The sequence below is a fragment of the Kitasatospora sp. NPDC091335 genome (genome assembly GCF_044757205.1).
Classification (GTDB): Bacteria; Actinomycetota; Actinomycetes; order Streptomycetales; family Streptomycetaceae; genus Kitasatospora.
This window is the reverse complement of sequence record NZ_JBIVUM010000021.1, coordinates 1-23,046: the sequence shown is the minus strand read 5'-3', so window position 1 is coordinate 23,046 and position 23,046 is coordinate 1. Positions and strand designations below refer to the sequence as shown.

Below are 23,046 nucleotides of genomic sequence, written 5' to 3'. Positions count from 1 at the left end.
GGTCCTACAGCTTCTCCACCGGCGCGTAGCGCAGCAGCAGCTGCTTGCGCCCCTCGGTGCCGAAGTCGACGGTGGCCTGCGCCCGGTCGCCGAAGCCCGTGACGCCGACCACCGTGCCCAGCCCGAAGCTGTCGTGGGTGACCCGGTCGCCGACCGCGAGCGAGACGGCGTCGCGCTCCACGACGGGCTTGCCGGCGCGCCGCGCGGACTGCCCCCAGCCCGCCTTCGGCGCGGCCGAGGACGACGGGGAAGTCCGCGGACTCCCGCCCCCGGACGAGGACTTGCCCCAGGACGAGCCCGAGGAGTAACCGCGCTGGACCGGCGCCTGGGCAGCCCCGGTGCGCTTCCACTCCACCAGCGTCTCCGGGATCTCCTCCAGGAACCGCGAGGCCGGGTTGTAGGCCGGCTGCCCCCAGGCGCTGCGCAGCACCGAGCGGGTCAGGTAGAGCCGCTCGCGCGCCCGGGTGAGCCCGACGTACGCGAGGCGGCGCTCCTCCTCCAGCTCCTTGACCTGGTTGAGCGCCCGCATGTGCGGGAAGATCCCGTCCTCCATGCCGGTCAGGAAGACCACCGGGAACTCCAGGCCCTTGGCGGTGTGCAGGGTCATCATCGTGATGACGCCCTGGCCCTCCTCGGCCTCGTCCGGGCTTCCTCCTTCTGTCCCGTACTGCTTCGCGTCCGGGCCTCGCTTTTCTGTCCCGTACTGCTTCGCGTCCGGGCCTCGCTTTTCTGTCCCGTACTGCTTCGCGTCCGGGATCTGGTCCGAGTCGGCGACCAGCGCGACCCGCTCCAGGAAGTCGGCCAGCGAGCCGACCGGCGGCGTGCCCTCCTCCCCGGCGTCCGGCCGCTCGCCCGGGTCCTGCTCGTACTCCAGGGCGACGGAGGCCAGCTCCTGGAGGTTCTCCACCCGGGTCTCGTCCTGCGGGTCGGTGGAGGCCTGGAGCTCGGCCAGGTAGCCGGTCTCCTCCAGGACGGCCTCCAGCACCGCCGCCGGGCCGGCGCCCGACTCGACCACCTGGCGCAGCCCGGCCATCAGGGTGTTGAACTTCTTCACCGCGTTGGCCGAGCGCGCGGCCATCCCGTACGCCTCGTCGACCCGCACCAGCGCCTGGGCGAAGGAGATCCGCTCCCGCGCGGCCAGCGCGTCGACCATCGCCTCGGCCCGCTCACCGATGCCGCGCTTGGGCACGTTGAGGATCCGGCGCAGCGGCACGGTGTCCTCCGGGTTGGAGAGCACCCGCAGGTACGCCAGGACGTCCCTGACCTCCTTGCGCTCGTAGAAGCGCACCCCGCCGACCACCTTGTACGGCAGGCCGACCCGGATGAACACCTCCTCGAACACCCGGGACTGGGCGTTGGTCCGGTAGAAGATCGCGACGTCGCCGGGCTTGGTCTCGCCCCGGTCGGTGAGCCGGTCGATCTCGTCGGCGATGAACTGGGCCTCGCCGTGCTCGTCGTCCGCGACGTAGCCGACGACCTTCTCGCCGTGGTCCCCGGCCGTCCAGAGCTTCTTCTCGCGGCGGTTGGCGTTGCGCTCGATGACGGCGTTGGCGGCGCTCAGGATGGTCTGGGTGGAGCGGTAGTTCTGCTCCAGCAGGATCGTGGTCGCGTTCGGGTAGTCCTCCTCGAACTGGAGGATGTTGCGGATCGTCGCGCCGCGGAAGGCGTAGATCGACTGGTCCGCGTCACCGACCACGCACAGCTCGGCCGGCGGCACCTCGGCGAGCTGCCCGGCGGCCGGGTTCACGAAGTCGCCGTCCGCGGTGCGCTTCGGCGCGGCCCCGACCGACCCCCCGCTCAGCTCCCGGACCAGCGTGTACTGGGCGTGGTTGGTGTCCTGGTACTCGTCGACCAGGATGTGCCGGAACCGGCGCCGGTAGTGCTCGGCGACGTCGGGGAAGGCCTGGAGCAGGTTCACCGTCGTCATGACGATGTCGTCGAAGTCCAGCGCGTTGGCCTCGCGCAGCCGCCGCTGGTAGAGCGCGTACGCCTCGGCGAGCTTCTTCTCCGTCGGGTTGGCGGCCTGGTCGGCGAAGGTCTCCTCGTCGATCAGCTCGTTCTTGAGGTTGCTGACCTTCGCCGTGAAGGACTTCGGCGGGAACTGCTTCGGGTCCAGGTCGAGGTCGCGGCAGACCAGCGACATCAGCCGCTGCGAGTCGGACGAGTCGTAGATCGAGAAGCTGGAGGTGAAGCCCAGCTGCTTGGACTCGCGGCGCAGGATGCGCACGCAGGCGCTGTGGAAGGTGGAGACCCACATCGCCCGGGCGCGCGGGCCGACCAGCGCCTCGACGCGCTCGCGCATCTCGCCGGCGGCCTTGTTGGTGAAGGTGATCGCCAGGATCTCGCCCGGCTGCACGCCGCGGGCGCCCAGCAGGTAGGCGATCCGGTGGGTCAGCACCCGGGTCTTGCCCGAGCCGGCGCCGGCCACGATCAGCAGCGGCGAGCCCGCGTGCAGCACCGCCTCGCGCTGCGGGTCGTTCATCCCCTCCAGCAGCTGCGCCGGATCCACCGCCGTCCGCGCGGCACCGTTGCGGTACCAGGCGTCCCGCTCGGTCTCGGCGGCGTGGTCGGTCCGGAACAGCCCCTCCGGGATGGACTCCTCGTACGCGTCGTACGGGACGTCGTCCTCGTACGGCGGAGGCTCCTCCTCGGCGGGTGCGGCGGGCTGCTTCGACCCGGCGGCGGGTGCCTCGAAGCCGGGGAGCGGAAGGTCGTCAAAGAGGCTACTCATGGCACATCGAGTCTATGGCCACCCGCCGACAACCCCGCCCGCCCCGGAGGAACCGGGGCGGGCGGCCTCGACGGCGTGCGGCCGGCGGGGGCGGGTCAGACCAGGCGGCGCGCGGTGGCCCAGCGGGTCAGCTCGTGGCGGTTGCTCAGCTGGAGCTTGCGCAGGACGGCGGAGACGTGGCTCTCGACCGTCTTCACCGAGATGAAGAGCTGCTTGGCGATCTCCTTGTACGCGTAGCCGCGGGCGATCAGCCGCAGCACCTCGCGCTCGCGCTGGGTGAGCCGGTCCAGGTCCTCGTCCACCGGCGGGGTGTCGGTGGCGGCGAAGGCGTCCAGCACGAAGCCGGCCAGCCGGGGCGAGAACACCGCGTCGCCGTCGGCGATCCGGAAGACCGCGTTCACCAGGTCGGTGCCGGTGATGGTCTTGGTGACGTAGCCGCGCGCGCCGCCGCGGATGACGCCGATGACGTCCTCGGCGGCGTCCGACACCGACAGCGCCAGGAACTTCACCCCTCCCTGCTCGCCCATCACGCCGACCGACCGGCGCAGCACCTCGACGCCGCCGCCGCCCGGCAGGTGGACGTCGAGCAGCACCACGTCGGGCCTGGTCTCGGCGACCACGCGGACCGCCGAGTCCACGTCGTCGGCCTCGCCGACCACGTCGATGCCGGTCACCTCGGTACGGCCGATCTCCGCCCTGACCCCCGTCCGGAACATCCGGTGGTCGTCCACCAGCACGACCCGGGCGGTCCTCCCCCAGCCTCCGGCCGGGGGGACCGCCGTCGGCGTTTCCTCAGTCATCCGCTCTCTCCATCTCCAGCTCGACCTCGGTACCGCCGCCCGCCGCGGGCCGCACCCGAGCGGTGCCGCCGTTGCGCTTCATCCGGCCGATGATCGACTCCCGTACGCCCATCCGGTCCTCGGGCACCGTGTCGGGGTCGAAGCCGGGGCCGTGGTCACGGATGAACACCGACACCGTCCTCCCCTCCACCTCGGCGTAGACCTGGACCGGTCCCCCGCCACCGTACTTGGCCGCGTTGACGGTCGCCTCCCTCGCGGCCTGCATCTGTGCCGCGATCCTCTCGTCCATCGGGCAGTCGCCGACGATCACCACCTCGACCGGGACGCCGTGCCGGTCCTCGACCTCGGCGACGGCGGCCCGCAGGCTCTCCGCCATGGTGTCCGGCGCGGCCTCGGCGGCGGCCTCCGGGCGGTACAGCCACAGCCGCAGCTCGCGCTCCTGCGAGCGGGCCAGCCGCAGCACCTCCTTGGGGTCCTCGGCCCGGCGCTGGATCAGGGTCAGGGTGTGCAGCACGGAGTCGTGGATGTGCGCGGCGATCTCGGCCCGTTCCTGGGCCCGGATGCGGGCGGTGCGCTCGGCCCCGAGGTCCTGCCACAGCCGCAGCCCGTACGGGCCGAGCAGCACCAGCACGCCGGCCAGCACCGCGATCGAGGCCTCGATCACCGAGCCGAGCGGGGAGCCGCCCTGCATGGCGAGCAGCGCGATGGTGCCGGCCACCGCGAGCAGCACGCCCGCGCCGACCCGGGTGTAGGCGCCGCGCCGCTTCTCGCCCTCCTCGATGCCGAACCAGCGCTGCCAGCGCGAGTCGTCGGCCTGCCGCCAGACCAGCGCCACGCCGACGCCGATCGCCAGCAGCGGCCAGGTGTACGGCTTGGCGGTCTGCCAGCCGAGCACGTTGAGCAGGGCGATCAGGCCGATCACCGTCATCACCAGCGCGGCGAGCTGGCCCAGGCCGCCCTGCCCGCCCTTGTCGGCCTGCCCGTCCTCCTCGCCCTCGACGGGGGCGGTCACCGGCTCGCCCTGGAGGGTGTGCTGGAGCAGCCGGCGCATCCGGCCGAGCCAGCCGCCGACCGCCGGGACCTTGTTCAGCAGGCCGCCCTGCACCCCGGACGAGGCCGGCACGAACGTCCCGTTGAGGTACACCCACTGGGCGCCGCCGCGCTGCGAGGGCTCGCCGATGCCGATCGGCACCACGAACCAGAACGCCGCGTACAGCAGCGCGCCGATCCCCTGCGCGAAGAACAGCACGACGAAGGCGATCCGCACCCACCGCACCGGCAGTCCCAGGTGCACCGCCAGGCCGTTCGCGACGCCGCCCAGCATCCGGCCCTGCGGGCTGCGGTAGAGCCGCCGGTACGGCGGCTTCCCGTCGTCGGACGCGTTCGGGTCGGCGCCGGCCGACGACGCGGCGTCGGGGGCGATGGGTCGGGGATCGGTACCGGGGGCTGCCACGCCACCGATGGTTCCACGCGGGCACCCGCGGGCGCATCAGGGTGTGTCCCCATCCCGTATCAGGGACAAGTCAGGGTACGGACAGGGGTCCACCCGGTTGGGCCGGACCGGCCCCTGCCGGAAGGATGGTGTCCATGACCGAGGACCCCCGCATCGAGGAGGCCGGGGCCGCCGCCCCGCCGGAACCGGACCGCCCGCCGCTGACCAGGGCCGAGCACCGCCGTGTGGTGGCCGGCGTCTGCGGCGGCCTCGGCCGTCACCTGGACATCGACCCGGTGGTCTTCCGGGTCGTCACGGTGGTGCTGTGCCTCTCCGGCGGCCTCGGCCTGTTCCTGTACGGCCTGGCCTGGCTGATCGTCCCCACCGACGACGACGCCAAGGGCCGCGGCGGGCGCACCGAGCTCCAGCGGGTGCTCACCGGGCGGGTGGACGGCCAGTCCATCGGCGCGGTGCTGCTGACCGTGATCGGCACCGGGGTGTTCTTCTCCTCGATGGGCGACGGCGACCAGATGTTCCCGCTGCTGCTGCTCGCCGCCCTGGTCTTCCTGGCGGTGCGCTACGACCCGGAACGCCGCCGCGGACGGGGGCGCGAGCGCCGCCACTGCGGCCCGTACGACCGCCACTTCCCGGAGACCGGGGGCGGCGGGGCCACCGGCGACACCACGGGCACCGGGGCCTACCGCTGGCCGCGGCCCGAGCAGGACGAGCAGGACGAGCAGGCCGACGCCGGGCCCACCGCCGACCGGACGGCGGGGAAGGCCCCCGCCGACGGCCCGGCCCCCGGCGGCTACCTGTGGGACCCGCGGCACCCCGAGCGCAACCCGTACGGCGCCACCTCGGCCACCCCGACCCCGCCGTTCGGCACCCCGGTGCCGCCGGCCGGCGGCCCGGCCCAGCCCTGGTGGCAGCGCGCCGACCTGCCGGCGGGCGACCCGCTGCGCAAGGAGCACGCCAAGCGCCGCCCCGAGCCCGCCGTCGTCCGGCACCCCAAGGAGCGTTCGCCGCTCGGCTTCTTCGGCTTCCTGCTGGCGGTCGGTGCGGCCGCCGCGGTCTGGGCCGTCTCGTCCGGGCGCCACGGCAGTACCACGGTGCTGAGCGCGACGGTGCTGGCCACCGCGCTGCTGGTGGTGGGCCTGACGCTGGTGGTCGGCGCGAAGTTCGGCCGGGCCCGCAGGCTGGCGATGACCGGTCTGGTGCTCACCCTGGCGCTGGCCTTCGTCGGCCACTCGCCGGACTCCATGCGCAACGCCGTCGGCGATCGCGACTGGACCGTCACCACGGCGGCCGAGCTGCACGACCGGTACAACCTGGGTGCGGGGCAGCTCCGGCTGGACCTGTCCGGACTCGACCCGGCCGGCGAGACCCTCGCCACCAAGGCCGACCTCGGCGCCGGCGACATGACCGTCACCCTGCCGGACGACGTGACGGTGAACCTGGTGGCCCGGGTCGGCCTCGGCAACGTCACCGTTCCGGGTGACCGCAGCAACAGCACCGGGCGGCACAGCTACCTGATCAGCCCTGCCAACGGGCAGCCGGCCAAGGGCACGCTCAATCTCGAACTCGGAATCGGGCTCGGCAACATCAAGGTGGTCCAGCAGTGAGGAAGCACCGGCTCGACCTGTTCTCGCTGATCGCGGGCGCGCTGTTCACCGTGATCGCGGTGCTGTACCTGGTCGCGGCGCTCAACGACCAGTCGGTGAACGGGCGGATCGTCATCCCGGTCACCTTCATCGTGCTCGGCGTCGGCGGCCTGGCCGGCGCGGTCGCGGCGGTGGCCCGGCGCGGCCGCCCCGACCGCGAGGACTGACCCCGAGGACTGACCGCGCGGGCCGGCCGTCCGAACCGACCGCTCGGCCCCCGGCCGTACCCCTGGGTCCTCAGCTCTGCTGCGGGCCCAGGGTCAGCTGGTCCCCGTCCTTGGTCACGGCGTACCTGGGCAGCGGCTTGACCGCGGGCCCGTTGACCACCGCACCGGTCTCGGCGTCGAACCTGGAGCCGTGGCAGGGGCAGTACAGCCGGCCGTTCTTCGGCGCGTCCACCGCGCAGCCGGAGTGGGTGCACACCGCGGAGAAGGCGCAGTACTGGCCGGACTTGGGCTGCACGATGTAGACGGCGTCCCCGGTGGCCGGGTCCTTGACCTGGGCCGAGCCGCCGACCGGCACGCTCGCGGCGGGCACCGCGGGGGCCGGCGCCGGGGCGGCCGAGACCGGAGCCGCCGACTGCTTGGGCGCGGCCTCCTCGTCCCTGCCGAAGGTGCGGGTCAGCGAGCCGGTGAGCAGCCCGGCCCCGCCGATCGCGACGGCCGCGATCCCGCCGTCCACCAGCGCCCGGCGCTTGACGTGGTCCTCGCCCAGCCCGCGCGCCCGGTCCCGCCCGGCCCGGCGGGCCAGGTAGCCGTCCACCGACAGGTACGGCGTGCCGGCCAGCAGCAGCGGGGTCCAGGCCATCAGGTAGGCCAGGTCGTTGCCGAGGTAGTACGGCGAGACGCTCCAGCTGACGGTCAGCCAGAGGCTGAGGTTGAGCAGCGCGCCGCCGAGCGCGGCGACCCGGCCCCAGAGGCCGAGCAGGGTACCGAGGCCCACCGCCAGCTCGCCGAAGGCGACGGCGAGCGCGAACAGGGTCGGGTGGTCGAGGGCGGGGCCGAGCAGGAAGGAGATCGGGCTGCCGCCCGCCTTGGCGGCCTGGGTCTGCGAGACGAAGGAGGCCGGGTCGCCCGCCCCGGCCAGGAAGTGCGCGTCGGAGAGCTTGTCGAGCGCGGCGTAGACGAAGGTGACACCGAGGAAGAGCCGCAGGGGCAGCAGCGCGTACCTCGACGCGAGCGCCCGCCACCGCGCCGCCCGGCCGGTCGCTCCCCCGCCGGCCGGCACCGGGTTGCTGGCCTCCGACATCGCTCACACCTTCCCTCGCCGCCTGCCACTCCCTGACAGGTCCGGTCCGCATTCTGCCCGCTCCTGCGCGCTTTCGGTGGGAGGTCCCACCCGGGGAGCGGCGCCCGTACGGCGAAACGGCCGCGCCGTCGCTCCCTTCAGTACGGGAACGACGGCGCGGCCGTTCAGGCATCGGCCTCAGGACGAAGAAGGGCCCCGGCGGCCGGCGGGAGTGGTCACTCCCACTCGATGGTGCCCGGCGGCTTGCTGGTGACGTCGACGACGACGCGGTTCACGTCGCGGACCTCGTTGGTGATCCGGGTGGAGATCTTCGCCAGCACGTCGTACGGCAGGCGCGACCAGTCGGCGGTCATGGCGTCCTCGGACGAGACCGGGCGCAGCACGATCGGGTGACCGTAGGTGCGGCCGTCGCCCTGCACGCCCACGCTGCGGACGTCGGCGAGCAGCACGACCGGGCACTGCCAGATCTCGCGGTCCAGACCGGCCGCGGTCAGCTCCTCGCGGGCGATCGCGTCGGCGTCGCGGAGCAGGTCCAGACGCTCCTTGGTGACCTCGCCGACGATCCGGATGCCCAGACCCGGGCCCGGGAACGGCTGGCGCTGGACGATCTCCTCCGGCAGGCCCAGCTCCTGGCCGACCATCCGGACCTCGTCCTTGAACAGCTTGCGCAGCGGCTCGACCAGCTGGAACTGGAGGTCCTCGGGCAGGCCGCCGACGTTGTGGTGGGACTTGATGTTGGCGGTGCCCTCGCCGCCGCCGGACTCCACCACGTCCGGGTACAGGGTGCCCTGGACCAGGAAGTCGACCGACTCGCCCTGCTCGCCGGCCTCGGCGACGATCTCGGCCTGGGCCTGCTCGAAGACCCGGATGAACTCCCGGCCGATGATCTTGCGCTTCTCCTCGGGGTCGCTGACCCCCTTCAGCGCGTTCAGGAAGCGCTCGGAGGCGTCGACGACCTTCAGCTGGACGCCGGTGGCGGCCACGAAGTCCTTCTCGACCTGCTCGGTCTCGCCCTTGCGCATCAGGCCGTGGTCGACGTAGACGCAGGTCAGACGGTCGCCGATGGCCTTGTTGACCAGGGCGGCCGCGACCGCGGAGTCCACGCCGCCGGACAGGCCGCAGATCGCGCGCTTGTTGCCGACCTGCGCGCGGATCAGGGCGATCTGCTCGTCGACCACGCTGCCGGTGGTCCAGGTCGGGGAGATGCCGGCGCCGCGGTAGAGGAAGTGCTCCAGGACCTGCTGGCCGTGGTCGGAGTGCAGCACCTCGGGGTGGTACTGGACGCCGTAGAGCCGGGCCTCGTCGTTCTCGAAGGCCGCGACCGGGACCAGGTCGGTGGAGGCGGTGACGGCGAAGCCCTCCGGGGCGGCGGAGCAGGCGTCACCGTGCGACATCCACACCGAGTGCTGCGCCGGAACGCCCTCGAACAAGGTGGAGCCGGCGCGGGAGACGCTCAGCGGGGTGCGGCCGTACTCGCGGGCGCCGTTGTTGTCGACGGTGCCGCCGAGGCTCTTGGCCATCAGCTGGAAGCCGTAGCACATGCCGAAGACCGGGACACCGGCCTCGAAGATCGCGCGGTCGATCTGCGGCGCGCCCTCTTCGTAGACCGACGACGGGCCGCCGGAGAGGATGATCGCCTTGGGGTTCTTGGCGAGCATCTCGGCGACCGGCATGCTGCTCGGCACGATCTCGCTGTAGACCCGCGCCTCACGCACCCGACGGGCGATGAGCTGGGCGTACTGGGCACCGAAGTCGACCACCAGGACGGGGTCGTTGTCCGGCGCGGACTGGACGGGAATTGCAGAGGACACGGACGGCCTTCCGGCAGCGGTATCGAGGTGTCGCACACGGCCGTCTCCCCGTCGGGGGGCTGCGGCGGCGGACGGTGTGGGGTGTCTGGACACCGATTCTACCGGGCTGTCCGGTTTCACTCGTCTGCCCGTCCGGTGGACCGTGACCGGGCGGGGCGGCGGTTCGTTGCTCCTGACGAACGTACGGCCGCGGCGCGTCCGCCAGACGCGCCGCCCGCCCCCGCGGGGGCACCGCCGTACGGATGCAGGACCACGCGTGGAGTTCCATCCCAGTCCACCGGCGCACGTGGTGCCGCCGCCCGGCCCGCCGGGCGCGGCTCCGTGGGACCGTGCGCGGGTGCCGCGGCCGGCCAGCAGGGGACAGCGACCCCGGCCGCGACTGGGCCGAGAGGTGGGACGGCCGGGATCCGGGGACGCCCGGGACCGGCCGTCGCACCCCCGGTCCGATCCGGCGCACGCCCAGGCGCACTCCCCGCCGCCTCGCACCGCTACGCGCGTCTCCGTGCGCCGCAACCATCCAGGCCGCTACACACCGTGATCATCGACGACGGTCCTGACAGGAAATGCTCTGCGTCGAACTGTGCCGAACCGGTTGCAGAGCGAGCCCTTCGTCCAGCACGATGCTCGTTGTAAGCGGTTCTCCCGGCGCCTCACGGCTCACCGAGGAGGCCGCGACGGCGTTCTCCGCAGCCGCGCCGCAGGGCCGTGGCAGCGGTTTACAGTTCACGCTCCGTGAGCGATGGAACCGGCGCAGACCTGCGCGCCGAACCCCCGCGCACGAGCGTGCGCGCCCCGCGCGGCCGGCCACCCACGCCGGAGCCGCACGGCGCGCCCCGAAGCCGACCGACACGACGGCGCCCCTCCCCCGGCGCCGTCACCCAGCACCGGCGCGGCCCTGACGCCGAGTGCTGAACGACAAAGGGCCCCGTTCCCCCGCGGGGCCCTTTGCCCGTTTCCGGACCGTCCTGCTTCAGCCGTTCTGCTTCAGCTGTCCTGCTTCAGCCGTCCTGCTCCGGCCCTGCCTTCGCCGGACCGGCCTGCCCCGGCTCAGGGGTGCTCGCGCCAGACGCTCGGATCGACCGGCTCCTCGGCCGGAGGCGGCACCGCACCGGACACCGGCGTCCGGCCGGCCGGGGCGGGCGGCACCTCGTGCGAGGCGAGCACCTCGCTCACCCCGCCGCCGGTGGCGAACGGCGCGTCCTGCGCCGCCATGGCCTGCGCCGGAGCACCCTGCGCCGGGACACCGTGCGCCGGCGTCGCGTACGGCACCTCCGGCGGCACCGCCGGGTACGGCACGGAGCCCCGCGACGGGGCGAACGGGGACTCGGCGTACGGGACGGCGCCGCTCGGCGCTCCCGCGCCCCGGCCCCGGACGGCCGCCAGCAGCGGCGGCACCAGCAGCACGCCGGCCAGCGCCCAGAGCGCGTTGGCCACCAGCACGCTCAGGAACACCAGCCCGGACGACTCCTCCTGGGAGAGCTCCGTCCGCGCGGAGCCGACCCAGCCCGTGGTGGACGTGGTCCGCGTCACCAGCGTGCCCGCGAAGGTCATCAGCAGGGTGAGCGCCCCCGCCTGCACGGCCGCCAGGCGCAGCCGGTCGACGGTGTCCAGGCGCCGGCGGAACGCCGCCCAGCCGAGCAGGCCCGCCGCGAGGAGTGCGAGCAGGCCGGCCCACCGCCAGTCCGCGGTCTGGTCCTGGAGGTCGAAGAAGGAGAACTCCGTCTCGGTGTCGCCGTCCTGCCAGGAGTCCCCGGCGGCTTCGCCGTCCTCGAACAGTCCGGACTGCGAGCGGAAGGTCGCCCCCGAGCCGAAGCCGAGCAGGGTGAGACCGAGGTTGGGCAGGAAGGCCAGCGAGATGCCGGTCCGCGCCCCGCTCTCGCCGTTCACCGCGACGAGGACGAAGGCCGCCACCGAGGACAGTCCCACCGTGACGGCCATCGCCTGACCGGCGGTCAGCGCGGCCACCGCCCAGCCGCGCACCGCGCGGTTGCGCCAGGCGGCCCAGCGCAGCGCGTCGGTGCCGTAGACGACGAAGGCCAGCAGGCCGGCCAGCACCGCGGTCCAGGCGACCGCCTCCGGCCAGCCGGAGCCCGCGGTGATCAGCGGCCCGCCGGGCTTCCCGCTGCCCGGGTCGACGAAGGTCAGCCCGCCGGTACGGCCCGAGGGGTGCCACCGGGTACCGGCGAACAGTCCGATCAGCGCGGTCACCGCCGCGAGGACCAGGGCGGTGCGCAGCGCCTCCCCGGCGGCCCGGCCCCGGCCGAGCTGGCCCTCCAGCGCCTTGCGCCGGCGCAGCCCGGCCCGCAGGCCGAGCCAGAGCGCCAGGCACCACAGGGCGGTGACGGTCATCGGCAGCACCCGGTACGCGACCTCCATCCGGCCGGCCCCGTCCCGGGCCATCGGGCTCTGGAGGCCGAGCCGGAACGGTGCGCCGAGCGCGTTCAGGGCCATCGACAGCGACGCGCCGAAGCGCTCGCCGAAGCCTGCCGCCGACGGGAACCAGTACTCGTACCGGTAGTCGCCCGGGATCGCCGCGATCAGCGCCGCGGCCAGCAGCACGAGGGTCGGCGCGACGGCCGCCCTGACCGCCGGGCGCCAGTCCGCCCCGGTCAGCAGGCGCCGGAGCGCCGGCTCCTGGTCGGACGGCTGCCCGGCGCCGCAGCTGCCCAGGGCGGGCGGGGCGACCGCGGATCCGCCGGGACCGTACTCCGGCGCACCCCCTGGCGGCGGACCGGACGGCGGCCCGTACCCGGGCGGCGGCCCGTACCCGGGCGGCGGGACGGACGGAGCCGCACCCGGCGGAGGCGGCGGGACGGCGGGCGGGGCCTGCGGCGGCGCGGGAGGCGCGAACGGCCGGCCGCAGGAACCGCAGGCGGCCGCCCCCTCCCCCGAAGTCGCCCCGCACGATGCGCAGTTGGCCATGGACCGCGTTCCCCCCGCTCGACGAGCCCCTGGGTGCCCCCGGGAGCCCGTTTATCCCATCGGATCCGAACGGATGTCAACCGGTCGCAGGGGCAGGCGGATCGGCCGGGACGGGGGCGTCAGCCGCCCTTCTTCGGGACCTCGGGGACGGGCAGCAACGGCAGCCGCAGCGCGCCGAACGCGCCCTCGGGCACGGCCGGCCGCACCGGTGCCACGGCCGCGACCCGCCGGTACTCCCCGCCCTGGTCCGGCCGCGGGTCCGCCTCGCCCTTGTTGGGCCACATCGACATGGCGCGCTCGGCCTGCGCGGTGATGGTGAGCGAGGGGTTGACGCCCAGGTTGGCGGAGACGGCCGAACCGTCCACCACGCTGATCCCGGGGTACCCGTAGAGCCGGTGGTACGGGTCCACCACGCCGGTCTCCGCGGCGTCGCCGATCGGGCAGCCGCCGAGGAAGTGCGCCGTCATCGGGATGTCGAAGATCTCGCCGACGGTGCTGCCGGCGAAGCCGTTGATCTCGTCGGCCAGGGCCTGGGCGCCCTTCTCGGCGGCCGGGATCCAGGTCGGGTTGGGGGCGCCGTGGCCCTGGGAGGAGGTCAGCCGCGCCTTGCCCAGCGGCCCCTTCTTCAGCGAGACGGTGATCGAGTTGTCCAGCGACTGCATCACCAGGCCGATGATCGTCTTCTCGGACCAGCGGTGCTGGTTCATCGAGCGGACGAAGTTCACCGGGTGGAGCGCCGAGTTGCCCAGGTAGCGCAGCCAGCGCGGCGTCTTCCCGCCGCCCCTGACCTGGGCGATGGACAGCGCGCCCATCGCGTTGGAGCCCTTGCCGTAGCGGACCGGCTCGATGTGGGTGCTGGCGTCCGGGTGGATCGAGGAGGTGATCGCCACGCCCTTGGTGAAGTCCGCCCGGGTGCCGTAGCGCCGGTCGGTGGTCTGCGCGCCCACCAGGGCCTCGGAGTTGGTGCGGGTCAGCTCGCCCAGCCGGTCGGAGATCCGGGGCAGGTGGCCGGCGTCGCGCATCCGGTGCAGCAGCGACTGGGTGCCGTAGGTGCCGGCCGCGACGATCACCCGGGCCGCGGTGATGGTCCGCGCGCCCGCCTTCACCGGGTCGGTCCTCGAACGCGAGTCGGTGCGGCGCACGTCCACCGCGAAGCCCCGGTTCCCGTCGGCGCCGTCGCCGCCGATCTCCCGGATCCGGGCCACCGTGGTGAGCGGGTGGATCTCCGCGCCGCCCCGCTCGGCCAGGTGGAGGTAGTTCTCGGTGAGCATGTTCTTGGCGCCGTGTCGGCAGCCGGTCATGCACTCGCCGCACTCCACGCAGGCCCTGCGGGCCGGGCCCGCCCCGCCGAAGTACGGGTCGGCGACCTCGCCGCCGGGCGCCGCCCCGGCACCGCCTCCCCCGGGCTCCGTCCCGGAGCTGCCCCCGGCGTCCCCGCCGTCGCCGAAGAAGACCCCGACCGGCGCCATGTGGAAGGTGTCGCCGACACCCATCCGCTCGGCGGCCGCCTTGAGGTGGACGTCGGAGGGGGTCAGGGTCGGGTTGAGCCGGACCCCGAGCATCCGCTGCGCCTGGTCGTAGAAGGGCGACAACTCCTGCTGCCAGTCGGTGATGTGGCGCCACTGGCGGTCCTCGAAGAACGCCTTCGGCGGCACGTACAGGGTGTTGGCGTAGTTCAGCGAACCGCCGCCGACCCCGGCGCCGGCCAGGATCAGCACGTTGGCCAGCAGGTGGATGCGCTGGATGCCGTACAGCCCGAACTGCGGTGCCCACAGGTAGTTCTGGAGGTCCCAGGAGTTCCTGGGCAGTTCGTCCCGGTCGAAGCGCCGACCGGCCTCCAGGACGGCGACCCGGTAGCCCTTCTCGGTCAGCCGCAGGGCCGCGACCGAACCGCCGAAGCCGGACCCGACCACCACCACGTCGTAGTCGAACTCCGCCGCACCGCCGGACTGCACCATCTGCCACTGCTCCTTCGCCGGGTGAACCTGCCTGTGGGTGCCGCGGTCCGGGCCCCGCCGGAGCGCGGGGCCCGCGTGCCGCCGGGGCCTGGCCGGGGACCTGCCCGGCCGGCGGCCTACTTGAAGCGCAGCGCCTTGAGCGCCCGCAGCCCGCCGGTCATCACGGCGGCGAACTGCTTGTCGTCCAGGCCGAACGAGGGCGCGATCGGCAGCAGCCGCTGGGTCGCGATGGTCTGCGCCTCGGTGAAGCGCAGGATGCCCTCGGCGCCGTGCCGGCGGCCGAGCCCGGAGTCGCCCATGCCGCCCATCGGGGAGCCGACCGAGCCGTACGCGGCCGCGTAGGCCTCGTTGACGTTGACCGTGCCGGTGCGCAGCCGGGCCGCGACCGTCCGGCCGCGCCGCAGGTCCCTGGTCCAGACGCTGGAGTTCAGGCCGTACGGCGTGGAGTTGGCGGCGGCCACCGCCTCGTCCTCGGTGTCGAAGCGGTAGAGGGAGACGACCGGGCCGAAGGTCTCCTCGGCGCAGACCGCCATGTCCGGGGTGACGCCGTCGAGGATGGTCGGCTCGAAGAAGAACGGGCCGAGGTCCGGCCTGGCGCGCCCGCCGGCCACCACGGTGGCGCCCGCCTTGACCGCCTCCTCCACGTGCCGGGTGGTGGTCTCCAGCTGGCGGACGGAGACCAGCGAGCCCATGTCCGCGCCGTACGCGAGGCCGCCGCCGAGGCGCAGTGCCCGGGTGCGGGCGGCGAAGCGCTCCAGGAACTCGTCGGCCACCGAGCGGTGCACCAGCAGCCGCTCGATCGAGATGCACAGCTGCCCGGCGGAGGAGAAGCAGGCCCGGACGGCGCCCGCGGCGGCCGCGTCGAGGTCCGCGTCGGCGAGCACCAGCATGGCGTTCTTGCCGCCGAGTTCGAGCGAGGCGCCGACCAGCCGGGCGGCGGCGCGCTGGGCGACGTCGCGGCCGGTGCGGGTGGAGCCGGTGAACGAGACGTAGTCGGCCCGCTCGACCACGGCGGGGCCGATCACCGGGCCGTCGCCGATCACGATCTGCCACAGGTCGGCCGGCAGTCCGGCCTCGACCAGCAGCCCGCGGGCCCACAGCGCGGTCAGCGCGGTCTGGGTGTCGGGCTTGTTGACCACCGCGTTGCCGGCCACGAAGGCGGGCAGGGCGTCGCCGACGGACAGCTCCAACGGGTAGTTCCACGGCGAGATGTGGCCGATCACGCCCTTGGGGCGGCGGGCCTCGACCGCGTGGGTGAGCACCGGCAGCGCGCCGCCGCGCCGCTTGTCCCTGAGGTACCCGTGCGCGGCCCGCCCGTAGTGCCGGGCGGCCATGGCGACGGCCAGCACCTCCTCGAAGGCGTGCGGCCTGGCCTTGCCGGTCTCCGCCTGGATGAGGTCCAGCACCTCGTCCTGCCGCTTGAGCAGCAGGTCGTGGAAGCGCAGCAGGACGGCGGCGCGGCGGCGCACCGGCAGCGCGGCCCAGGCCGCCTGGGCGCGGCGGGCCAGCTGGAAGGCGACCTCGACGTCGGCCGGGGTGGACCGCGGCAGGCTGGCCAGCCGTTCCCCGGTCAGCGGGGCGACGGTCTCCACCAGGTCGGGTTCGCCGGTGGCGGTGACGCCGGCGGCCAGCCTGGTGACCAGGGCCGGCGGGACGGCCGCCGCGACGGTCCTGCCGCCGCCGGGGGCCGCCGGGTTGCCGGCGCCGGGGTGTTCGGTGGCCACTGCGTCTGCTGTGAGGTCCGACATACGGCGCAGCCTAGGCGCTCGACGGCCGGTCCGGTACCCGTCGGTAACAAGAATCTGCCGCAGTCGGGCGAAAGCGGACGCCTTCGCCCGCCACCGGTCAGCGGGTCGGGCTGAAGTTGTTCAGCACCGCGTAGAAGCGCTGCTCGGCCTCGTTCCACTCGCTGCCCCGCTCCGGGCTGGACGAGTAGATGGCGTAGCTGGTGCCGTCCTGGCCGATGAACTCGGTCTCGATCGCGCGCCGGCGGCCGCCCTCCTTGGCCGCGTAGCTGAACTCCCAGACCGCCGCCTCCTGGCCCTTCACCGCCGTGCCGGCCATCCGGTGCTGCTTGTAGTCCCTGAGCGACTTGGAGACGCTGGTCTCCATCTGCCGCATGTGCTCCAGCGGCTTGACCGACTGCCCGACGGTCACGGCGAACTGGAGGTAGTGCACCTTGGCGTCGGGGCTGTAGAAGATCTGGTTGTCACCCGAGCTGATCCGCTGCCAGGACGGGGTCCCGTTCGGCAGCGGGAAGCGGAATCCGGCCGGGTCGTCGACCCAGTGGTAGCCGCTGGGCGCCGCCAGTGCGGGGCCGGCGTCGCTGGTGGGCTCCGGCCCGGTGGACTCGGCGGGCGCGGTCGGCGTCGGGTCGTCGTTGCCGCCACCGCCCAGCACGTTCCGGGTGGTGAGGAAGGTGCCCGCGGCGGCCAGCAGGCCGACGGCCACCGCGATGCCGACGATCTTCAGCAGGTTGCGGCGTCTCGCCGGTCCGCGCACGGGTGTGTGGGAGTGCGGCACCGGCGCGACGGGCCCGGTGTGCGCCCGGGCGGCTGCCTGCGCGCCCCCGTCCGTGTCCGGTCCTGCGGGGACGGCGGGGCTGACGGGGACGGCGGGAACCGCGGGGCCGGCCGGCCCGGAGGCCTTCGGCTCGGTCGGCTCCTCGGAGCCCTCGACCGGCTCCGCCACGCCCTCCGAACCCTCGCTGCGATCCACCACCGGCACCGACTGGGTGGGCACCCGACCCGCCGCGACCGACTTGAGGCCCATGGTGTGCCCGGCCTGCACCTCGGCCAGCATCCTGGACGCCTCGTCCGCGGTGGGCCGCTCGGCCGGGTCCTTGGCCATCAGCGCGGACAGCACGGGTCCCAGCGGACCGGCCCGCCGCGACTCCGGCAGCGGTTCGTCGACCACCGCGGCGAGCGTGCTGATCGGCGAGTCCCGGCGGAACGGCGACTGGCCCTCGACCGCCGCGTACAGCGTCGCCCCGAGGCCCCACAGGTCGGAGGCCGGCCCGGGCCGCTCGCCCTGGGCGCGCTCCGGCGCCAGGTAGTCCGGCGAGCCGACCAGGTCGCCCGGCCGGGTCAGCTCGGTCGAGCCCTCGTACTTCGCGATGCCGAAGTCCAGCAGCACCACCCGGCCGGTGCCGCGCTCCAGCAGCACGTTGGCCGGCTTCACGTCCCGGTGCAGCACGCCCAGCTGGTGGCCGCGGTGCAGCGCGGCCAGCACCTGGCTGCCGACCTCGGCGGCGGCGCGCGGCTGCAGGGTGCCGTCCTGGCTGATCACGTCGGCCAGCGAGCGGCCGTCGACCAGTTCCATCACGATCCACGGCCGGCCGTCCTGCTCCAGCACGTCGTGCACGGTGATCACGCCGGGGTGCTTGATCCGCGCGGCCGCGCTGGCCTCGCGCTTCATCCGGGTGTGCAGGATCTGGAGGTCCTCCTCCGGCAGGTGGTTGACGGTCAGCTCCTTGACCGCGACCTCGCGGTCGAGCATCCGGTCCCAGGCCCGCCAGACGGTACCCATGCCGCCCCGGCCGAGCCGCTCGCCGAGCTCGTACCGCCCGGCCAGCAACCGCTCCGCCTCGGCCGCCTCCGGCCCGTCCTGCACGCCCATCTGCGCCCGCTCCCCCACACGTTCCGCCTGCCGTCACCGCCGACGGAGGGCCTGGTGCAGACCACTGTTCGAACAAATCCCACGCACACATTAAGCGCACCTCGCCGCCCCCGGTAACCACGCCCGCCCGCTGGACCCGAAGGCCGGAATCCAGGCGGACCGTCAGCCCGCGAACAGCACCACGGCGGCGATTCCGAGCACCAGCAGCACGAACACCCCGCCCACCAACAGCGGGCCCAGCAGGGCGGGGGGTATCCGCGGCGGTTTCGCCCCGTTTCCCGCCCCCGGATCCCCGGTGCTGCCGCCCTTCCGGGCACTCCTCCCGACCCTGGAACCCCTCGCCTTCCCGCCCCGCGTGCGCGGCACCAGCGGCGCCTCCGGCTTCAGCACCGGAACCCCGCCCGTCCGACGCTGCGCCGCCCGCTCCTCGTCGACCGGCTCCGGCGCCCCCGCCAGCAGCTCCGCCAGCTCCCCGCGCGCCGCCTCCGCCGTCGGCCGCAGCGCCGGATCGGGCTGCACCAGCCCCTCCACCAGCGGTCCGAGCGCCCCGCACACCACCGAGGGCTCGCGCCGCCCGTCCCGTACGGCCGTCACCAGCTCCGGCACGCTCCGCTCCGGGTACGGCGAGCGGCCGGCGACCAGCCGCTGCACCAGCACCCCGAGCGCCCAGCAGTCGCCGGCCGGGCCGCCGTCCAACGGCCAGCGCTCCGCCACCGGGCCGACCAGGGTGGCCCGCACCTCGTAGCGGCGCCGCCCGCCGGGCCCGCCGAGCTCCTCGGACAGTGCCTCCTCGGCCACCCCGGCGAGCAGCCCGCCGAGCATCGCCGCGCCGTCCTCGCACACCAGCACCGACTCCGCTGTCAGGTTGCCGTGGGTCAGCCCGGCGGCGTGCAGCGCCCGCAGCGCGCCGGCCAGATCCGCCGCCAGCTCGGCCGCCCGGTACGGCGCCAGCGGCCCGGCGGCGAGCAGCTCGGCCACCGTGACCCCGGCCGGCCGCTCCTCCACCGTCCACAGCAGCTCGTCCTCGACGAACGCCCCGACCCCGCGCAACAGCCGCGGGTGCGCGACCGGCGCGGCCGAACCGACCGCCGCCACCCGCCGCACCAGCCGGTCCGCCTGCGCCGCGGACGCCTCCTCCGGGTCCTGAGCGGCCGTCAGCACCCCCGGCAGCTCCAGGGCGCGCAGCAGCACCGACTCACCGGTCCGATCGTCCACCGCGTGGGCGCACAGCGGTCCGGGACGGTCCGTCAGCCGGTACCGTCCCGCCAGCAGTTCCCCGGGGCCGCCTCGCATGCCAGTTCCTCTCACTCACCGAGCAGCCTACTGAGCGGCTCCTTTAGGCTCGGCCCCATGGACTGGACCGATCTGATCGACACCGCCTTCGAGGCCGCGGGAAACAGCGGCAAAGCCAAGGCCGAGGCCGTACGCGCCGTCGAGGCGACCGTGATCGACGGCGAGAAGCCGGTCGCCTCCACTGCCGGTCGCCACCCCGACCACTTCCGCAAGGGAGTGCTCGTGCTGACCACCCACCGGCTGCTCTTCCTGAAGGACGGGAAGCCGCCGGTACCGGTTCCGCTCGCCGCCGTCAGCGACGTCTCCGTGACCCGCACCAAGCTCAACGGCGAAGTGCTCCTGGTGGTGGCGATGACCGGCTCGCACCGTTTCGAGGACGTGGTCAAGGCCGACTTCTTCGCCGAGCAGCTCCGGGCGGCCGCCCGGGCCGCCAGGAACGCCCCGAAGGCCGTGGCCGCCGCCGAACCCGGCACCGGTGAACAGCTCATCGCCCAGCTGGAGCGGCTGGCCGCCCTGCGCGCCTCCGGCGCGCTCACCGAGGACGAGTTCACCCGCGCCAAGCAGCGCCTGATCGGCTGACCTCAGGGCGCGGGCTGGAAACTGTCGAAGACGACGTCCCGGACCGGGGCCTGCGCGGCCCACTCGGAGTCCGGGACTATCCAGTAGATCGAGTACCCGTACTTGGCCGGCGTCCCGGTCACGAAGCCGCGGTTGAGCGAGTGCGTCTTGGGCGTGCCGTTGGTCCACTCCCAGTCCGCGGCGTTGCTCCACTGCCGGTAGCTGATCGCCGACAGGTTCAGCCGCTGGTAGTTGGTGACCTGCCCGCGGACGTTCGGCTCGGACTCCTGCCAGTCCGCGACCGCGCTCGCACCCGGCGAGGCGGTCCACTCGATCCGCAGCTGACTGCCGTCCGCCGCGTTCTTGAAGATCCGCCGGTTGGCGTCCGACCCGGTCGGCTGAAGACCGTCCGGAAGCACCACCGAGAAGCCGCTCGGGTCCTTGTACTCGTGGTACCCGGCCGGCACCGACCCGCCCGGCGTGGGCTGCGCCGGGGGCTCCACGGGGGCCGCCGGCGCGGAGGCGGACTGCGCGGGCGCGTCCGGCGCCGCGGCCGGATCGGTCGTCCGGACGGGCTCGGGCGCCGGCGCGGGGGCGGGCCCGCTGGACGGAGCCGCCGCACTCCCGCTCGGCACCGGATCCGTGTCGGCCGCCACCGGAGCGGTGGCCCCCGCACTCTGCGAGGCCGCGCCGTTCGAGCCCCCGTCCCCGTCACCGACCGCCTGGAGCAACGCGACCACTCCCGCGATCAGCAGCAGCACCACGATCACGGTCGCGATCGCCAGCCGCCGCCGTCCGGTGCGCGGGTCGGCCCCGGCCGCCTGAGTCGCGCCCATCGTCCACTCACTGGTCACCGGCCGGATCGGCTCCGGCCCCGCCGCGGCGGGCTCGGCCTCGGCGGGCTCCGCCACCGGCTCCGCGTCCTTGGCCCGGCTCCCCACCCGGACCGTCCCCAGCAACCCGCCCACGGTCCGCTTGCGGCCGTCCCCGGGCTTCTCCCCCACCGGCTCCGAAGCCTCCGCCGGCTTCCCCGCCTCCGCCGACTTCCCCGACCCCTCCGACTTCTCCGCCGACGTCTCCACCGGCACCGCGTGCTCGGTGGTCGACTCGGCCCGCGCGGTCGCCTCCGCGACCACCCGCTTGAGCATCGACCGGGTCTGCGAGGCGTCCAGCCGCTCGGCCGGGTCCTTCGCCAGCAGCCCCTCGATCACCGGCCCCAGCGACCCCGCGTTCGCCGGTGTGGCCAGGTCCTCGGTCATCACCGCGGTCAGCGTGGCCAGCGCCGAGCCCCGGTCGTACGGCGGCCGGCCCTCGACCATCGCGTACAGCGTGCCGCCCAGCGACCACAGGTCGGCCGGCGGCCCCGGCTTCTGCCCGCGCGCCCGCTCCGGCGAGATGTACGAGGGCGCGCCGACCAGCATCCCGGTGGAGGTGACGGAGGCGTCGCCCTCCACACTGGCGATGCCGAAGTCGGTCAGCACCACCCGCCCGTCCTCGCCGATCAGCACGTTGGACGGCTTGACGTCCCGGTGCAGGATGCCCAGCGCGTGCGCCGCGCTGAGCACGCCCAGCACGTCCAGCGCGATCTCCGCCGCCCGGGCGGGCGCCAGCGGCCCGTCCTCCCGCACCACGTCGGCCAGCGAGCGGGACTCGACCAGCTCCATGACGATCCACGGCCGGTCGTCCTCGTCGACCACGTCGAAGACCGTCACCGCCGAGCTGTGCCGGATCCGCGCCGTCGCCTTCGCCTCGCGCAGCGTCCGGGTGATCAGCCGGTGCTTCTCCTCCTCGTCGACGCTGGCGTTCATCCGCAGTTCCTTGACCGCGACGGTCCGGCCCAGCATCTCGTCCTCGGCGCGCCACACGGTGCCCATGCCGCCACGCCCGAGCACGCCGTTCAGGCGGTAGCGGCCGGCCAGGAGGCGGCCGGTGGAACCCTTCGCCTGGGTCATACGGAACGTTCCCCCATGTGCTGCCGGCGGTCGTGGTGACGGCGCATCGGCCCGACCTGGGTCCCGAACGCCCAAGCCTCCATCATCCCCTGTCCCGAGGGTCCGCGACCACCCGGCCCCCGCCCCAACCTGGGACGAACCGGAACGGGTGCGGCGCTCCGTGCCCGTTCTGTGATCGAAAACTCGCCAAGATCTGTCCGGGCCACTGCTACCGTTCGGCAGCTCATCGTCTTTCCGGGGGGGATTCGACGCCCATGACCGCACCCGCCCCGGGCGCTGACGGCCCATCGACCAGGCCGCACACCGCCCGGCACTACTCGGTCGCACCACCCCCGGTCTTCCCCGAAGGCTACGTCGCCCCCGGCATGCCAGGCGCCCCGGTCCCCGGCTTCGAACCCGCCGAACCCACCCCCCGGACCACCCCCCGCCGCCGCACCGCCCTGGCCGTGGCCCTCGCCCTCCTCGCCATGCTGCTCGGCGGCCTGGCCTACGGAAGCGCCCCCCTGCGCGCCGCCGACAGCCTCGGCTGGCTGGCCATCGCCCCCGCCGGCCTGGTCGCCCTCCCCCTGGGCCTCCTCGGCGGCCAGAGCCGCTTACTCCCCCCACTCGGCGCCCTCCTCGCAGCCGGCGCCCTCCTCCTCGGCCAGCTGACCGAACACCTCCGCCTGGTCCACGCCGACGGCCCCGGCCCCCGCGGCCTCCTCCACGACACCCTCACCACCTGGCGCACGGACCTCCGCCCCCTCGACGCCGCCTTCTACACCATCGCCCTCATCGGCGGCTTCCTCCTCACCCGCCGTACCGCCAACCGAAGTTGACCCCACAGCCCCCCAGCGCCCCTCCCCCTGCCCCAGCCCCTGCCCCCACCACCCTTCCCCTTTGCCCCAGCCCACCTCCCTGTCCCACCCACCTCCCTGTCCCACCCACCCGCCCACCTGTCCCCACCCACCCACCCGCCCTTCCCCCTCCCGGCGAGAGGGACGCGCTGCGGGCGGGGGCGGCGCAGGGGGTGGCCCGGAGAGGGGCGTGACGGGTGATTTTCAGACTGCCACCGCCGTCCGG

General features: G+C 74.2%; 15 protein-coding genes and 1 pseudogene. 4 read left to right on the top strand and 12 right to left on the bottom strand.

Annotated elements, in window-relative coordinates:
• Positions 1-4: 4 nt before the first annotated feature.
• The 3 genes from ACIQOW_RS33250 to ACIQOW_RS33240 all read right to left on the bottom strand — a co-directional run bounded on the left by ACIQOW_RS33250 (position 5) and on the right by ACIQOW_RS33240 (position 4,855).
• Positions 5-2,731 (bottom strand): ATP-dependent DNA helicase, encoded by a 2,727-nt coding sequence (locus ACIQOW_RS33250; RefSeq protein WP_401091279.1) that lies wholly within the window; start codon positions 2,729-2,731, stop codon positions 5-7.
• A 95-nt stretch (positions 2,732-2,826) separates the two neighbouring features.
• A complete protein-coding gene (locus ACIQOW_RS33245) occupies positions 2,827-3,531 on the bottom strand; it encodes a LuxR C-terminal-related transcriptional regulator (RefSeq protein ID WP_401091277.1) in 705 nt (234 codons plus the stop codon).
• Positions 3,524-4,855: a PspC domain-containing protein gene (locus ACIQOW_RS33240; protein ID WP_401091465.1), complete on the bottom strand. Its 1,332-nt coding sequence runs from the start codon at positions 4,853-4,855 to the stop codon at positions 3,524-3,526. Before ACIQOW_RS33240 ends, ACIQOW_RS33245 begins: the two co-directional genes overlap by 8 nt.
• A gap of 263 nt (positions 4,856-5,118) precedes the next feature.
• Here ACIQOW_RS33240 and ACIQOW_RS33235 point away from each other — a divergent pair, with 263 nt between their 5' ends.
• Both ACIQOW_RS33235 and ACIQOW_RS33230 read left to right on the top strand, forming a co-directional pair.
• The gene (locus ACIQOW_RS33235; RefSeq protein ID WP_401091276.1) at positions 5,119-6,585 is read left to right on the top strand and encodes a PspC domain-containing protein; all 1,467 of its coding nucleotides are present in this window, start codon (positions 5,119-5,121) and stop codon (positions 6,583-6,585) included.
• On the top strand, positions 6,582-6,791 hold the full coding sequence (locus ACIQOW_RS33230; protein ID WP_188296863.1) for a hypothetical protein: 210 nt from the start codon (positions 6,582-6,584) through the stop codon (positions 6,789-6,791). The genes ACIQOW_RS33235 and ACIQOW_RS33230 overlap by 4 nt, the downstream gene beginning before the upstream one ends.
• Before the next feature lie 70 nt (positions 6,792-6,861).
• On the opposite strand, the gene ACIQOW_RS33225 is transcribed toward ACIQOW_RS33230, so the two are convergent.
• From ACIQOW_RS33225 to ACIQOW_RS33190, 8 genes and pseudogenes are all read right to left on the bottom strand, one after another.
• The gene (locus tag ACIQOW_RS33225; RefSeq protein WP_401091463.1) at positions 6,862-7,146 is read right to left on the bottom strand and encodes a ubiquinol-cytochrome c reductase iron-sulfur subunit; all 285 of its coding nucleotides are present in this window, start codon (positions 7,144-7,146) and stop codon (positions 6,862-6,864) included.
• Between the two features lie 207 nt (positions 7,147-7,353).
• Positions 7,354-7,872, bottom strand: a pseudogene (locus ACIQOW_RS33220) (DoxX family membrane protein); the annotation flags it as partial.
• Between the two features lie 215 nt (positions 7,873-8,087).
• Positions 8,088-9,683 carry a glutamine-hydrolyzing GMP synthase gene (gene guaA, locus ACIQOW_RS33215; protein WP_188296861.1) on the bottom strand — a complete coding sequence of 532 codons (1,596 nt, stop codon included), beginning with the start codon at positions 9,681-9,683 and terminating at the stop codon, positions 8,088-8,090.
• A 1,047-nt stretch (positions 9,684-10,730) separates the two neighbouring features.
• Positions 10,731-12,605, bottom strand: a complete 1,875-nt coding sequence (locus ACIQOW_RS33210) for a hypothetical protein (protein ID WP_401091273.1) — start codon at positions 12,603-12,605, stop codon at positions 10,731-10,733.
• 119 nt (positions 12,606-12,724) lie between these two features.
• Positions 12,725-14,563, bottom strand: coding sequence for a GMC oxidoreductase (locus ACIQOW_RS33205; RefSeq protein ID WP_401091271.1), 1,839 nt, complete (start codon positions 14,561-14,563; stop codon positions 12,725-12,727).
• A 116-nt stretch (positions 14,564-14,679) separates the two neighbouring features.
• The gene (locus ACIQOW_RS33200; RefSeq protein WP_401091269.1) at positions 14,680-16,311 is read right to left on the bottom strand and encodes a succinic semialdehyde dehydrogenase; all 1,632 of its coding nucleotides are present in this window, start codon (positions 16,309-16,311) and stop codon (positions 14,680-14,682) included.
• Positions 16,312-16,408: 97 nt separating this feature from the next.
• The gene (locus ACIQOW_RS33195; protein ID WP_401091267.1) at positions 16,409-18,181 is read right to left on the bottom strand and encodes a protein kinase; all 1,773 of its coding nucleotides are present in this window, start codon (positions 18,179-18,181) and stop codon (positions 16,409-16,411) included.
• 162 nt (positions 18,182-18,343) lie between these two features.
• A complete protein-coding gene (locus ACIQOW_RS33190; protein ID WP_401091265.1) occupies positions 18,344-19,474 on the bottom strand; it encodes a protein kinase in 1,131 nt (376 codons plus the stop codon).
• A 57-nt stretch (positions 19,475-19,531) separates the two neighbouring features.
• Here ACIQOW_RS33190 and ACIQOW_RS33185 point away from each other — a divergent pair, with 57 nt between their 5' ends.
• Complete coding sequence (locus ACIQOW_RS33185; protein WP_401091263.1) at positions 19,532-20,053, top strand: SHOCT domain-containing protein; 522 nt, start codon at positions 19,532-19,534, stop codon at positions 20,051-20,053.
• Positions 20,054-20,055: 2 nt separating this feature from the next.
• On the opposite strand, the gene ACIQOW_RS33180 is transcribed toward ACIQOW_RS33185, so the two are convergent.
• Positions 20,056-21,984, bottom strand: a complete 1,929-nt coding sequence (locus tag ACIQOW_RS33180) for a serine/threonine-protein kinase (protein WP_401091262.1) — start codon at positions 21,982-21,984, stop codon at positions 20,056-20,058.
• Positions 21,985-22,238: 254 nt separating this feature from the next.
• On the opposite strand from ACIQOW_RS33180, the gene ACIQOW_RS33175 reads away from it, so the two are divergent.
• A complete protein-coding gene (locus tag ACIQOW_RS33175) occupies positions 22,239-22,802 on the top strand; it encodes a hypothetical protein (protein ID WP_401091260.1) in 564 nt (187 codons plus the stop codon).
• The last annotated feature ends 244 nt before the right edge of the window (positions 22,803-23,046 follow it).